This is a genomic window from Acinetobacter sp. YH12070, from assembly GCF_013419625.1.
Taxonomy (GTDB): domain Bacteria; phylum Pseudomonadota; class Gammaproteobacteria; order Pseudomonadales; family Moraxellaceae; genus Acinetobacter; species Acinetobacter amyesii.
In genome coordinates, this window is the sequence record NZ_VOZT01000119.1 from 1 (window position 1) to 2,267 (window position 2,267).

The window sequence follows — 2,267 nt, forward strand, 5'->3', positions numbered from 1 at the left end:
TAGACAAAATGACACCAAATGAGTTTTACTATGATCAGCTACCCCAACAAAACAAGGTGGCTTAACTAGAGCGGAATATCACTTATAAATACGCTTTTAGTTGTTCAAACAAGTGGGACCACCTCTATATCTCGATAGGTATAGTAGAGTGATATCTCGATAGGTATAGTGTTTTGCAGTTTAGAGGAGATATCGCGATGCATACGCGGAAGGCAATAACGGAGGCGCTTCAAAAACTCGGAGTCCAAACCGGTGACCTCTTGATGGTGCATGCCTCACTTAAAGCGATTGGTCCGGTCGAAGGAGGAGCGGAGACGGTCGTTGCCGCGTTACGCTCCGCGGTTGGGCCGACTGGCACTGTGATGGGATACGCGTCGTGGGACCGATCACCCTACGAGGAGACTCTGAATGGCGCTCGGCTGGATGACGAAGCCCGCCGTACCTGGCTGCCGTTCGATCCCGCAACAGCCGGGACTTACCGTGGGTTCGGCCTGCTGAATCAATTTCTGGTTCAAGCCCCCGGCGCGCGGCGCAGCGCGCACCCCGATGCATCGATGGTCGCGGTTGGTCCGCTGGCTGAAACGCTGACGGAGCCTCACGAACTCGGTCACGCCTTGGGGGAAGGATCGCCCGTCGAGCGGTTCGTTCGCCTTGGCGGGAAGGCCCTGCTGTTGGGTGCGCCGCTAAACTCCGTTACCGCATTGCACTACGCCGAGGCGGTTGCCGATATCCCCAACAAACGGTGGGTGACGTATGAGATGCCGATGCTTGGAAGAGACGGTGAAGTCGCCTGGAAAACGGCATCGGATTACGATTCAAACGGCATTCTCGATTGCTTTGCTATCGAAGGAAAGCCGGATGCGGTTGAAACTATAGCAAATGCTTACGTGAAGCTCGGTCGCCATCGAGAAGGTGTCGTGGGCTTTGCTCAGTGCTACCTGTTCGACGCGCAGGACATCGTGACGTTCGGCGTCACCTATCTTGAGAAGCATTTCGGAACCACTCCGATCGTGCCTCCGCACGAGGCCGTCGAGCGCTCTTGCGAGCCTTCAGGTTAGAGGCCGTCGACAATGATAATCTGGATCAACGGACCTTTCGGCGCCGGAAAGACGACGCTCGCTAAGCGGCTGCGCGATCGGCGTTCCAAATCGCTGATCTTTGACCCCGAGGAAATCGGGTTCGTGGTGAAAGAAACGGTCCCCATGCCAGCGAGCGGAGACTATCAGGATCTCCCCTTGTGGAGGGGACTTACGATCGCGGCGGTCAGGGAGATTCGAAGGAATTACTCGCAGGACATCATCATCCCAATGACGCTCGTGCACCCGGACTATCTGACTGAGATACTCGACGGGGTAAGGCGGATCGACGATCAGCTGCTGCACATCTTTCTGACGCTCAACGAGGACCTATTGCGTCACCGGATCGCGAACCAGACCATGCATCCTGACCCGAATCGAAATGCGGAGATTCGAGAGTGGCGATTAGCGAATGTCGCCCGATGCTTGGCCGCAAGGGAACGGCTTCCATGCACAACCCGTGTTCTCGATAGTGGTGCACACACCAGCGATGAACTCGCAGCGATGGTGCTCGACGGAATCGATGGGCGCACCTGATCGCCTTCGACGCCTGCGCAAAGCGTAGCGCGAGGGTGGCGGGCTCACGACCAAACGCCCAGAGGTCGATCATCGCAGGGATGTTTGGCTTTGTGGTGCGGACGACGGGACTCGAACCCGTACTCTCACAGAGAAGCAGATTTTCGTACCACCTCGACTTTCGCCGCCGTCTGATGACGTTCGTGGTCTGGACTGTCCCTTCGCCATTGCCCGAAGGCTTTAGGCGCCGCCCGTCCAGTCTCTACACCTTCCCCCGAAGGGGCTTGGCTCGGGATTGGCTTAGGGTATTGCCCGTTAGCGTTCCCCGACTTTGAGCGGTTCTACTCCGCGGATTTCCCCGCGGGCACTCCAATTTTAAAGTCTGCTGCGTCTACCGATTTCGCCACGTCCGCCTTTTTTCGCCGTTCCTAGCGCTCGTGCGATGCACCTATGTTGCACCTAGCGCCGAATCGTTCTTCGTCATCCTGAAAAACCACGTCTCCTAAAGCCTTGCATAGCTTATCTTTTCTCCACCACGAACTTTTTTGGGCACTGTTGCAAATAGTCGGTGGTGATAAACTTATCATCCCCTTTTGCTGATGGAGCTGCACATGAACCCATTCAAAGGCCGGCATTTTCAGCGTGACATCATTCTGTGGGCCGTACGCTGGTACT

General features: G+C 56.2%; 3 protein-coding genes. 2 read left to right on the forward strand and 1 reads right to left on the reverse strand.

Annotated elements, in window-relative coordinates; genetic code table 11:
* Positions 1 to 197: 197 nt before the first annotated feature.
* Positions 198 to 1,058 (forward strand): aminoglycoside N-acetyltransferase AAC(3)-IId, encoded by an 861-nt coding sequence (gene aac(3)-IId, locus FTU17_RS17095; protein WP_000557454.1) that lies wholly within the window; start codon positions 198 to 200, stop codon positions 1,056 to 1,058.
* Positions 1,059 to 1,070: 12 nt separating this feature from the next.
* Positions 1,071 to 1,613 (forward strand): AAA family ATPase, encoded by a 543-nt coding sequence (locus FTU17_RS17100; RefSeq protein ID WP_000587837.1) that lies wholly within the window; start codon positions 1,071 to 1,073, stop codon positions 1,611 to 1,613.
* A gap of 407 nt (positions 1,614 to 2,020) precedes the next feature.
* Here FTU17_RS17100 and FTU17_RS17805 read toward each other — a convergent pair.
* Positions 2,021 to 2,267: hypothetical protein (locus FTU17_RS17805; RefSeq protein ID WP_206299284.1), on the reverse strand; the 247-nt coding region annotated here is incomplete at its 5' end.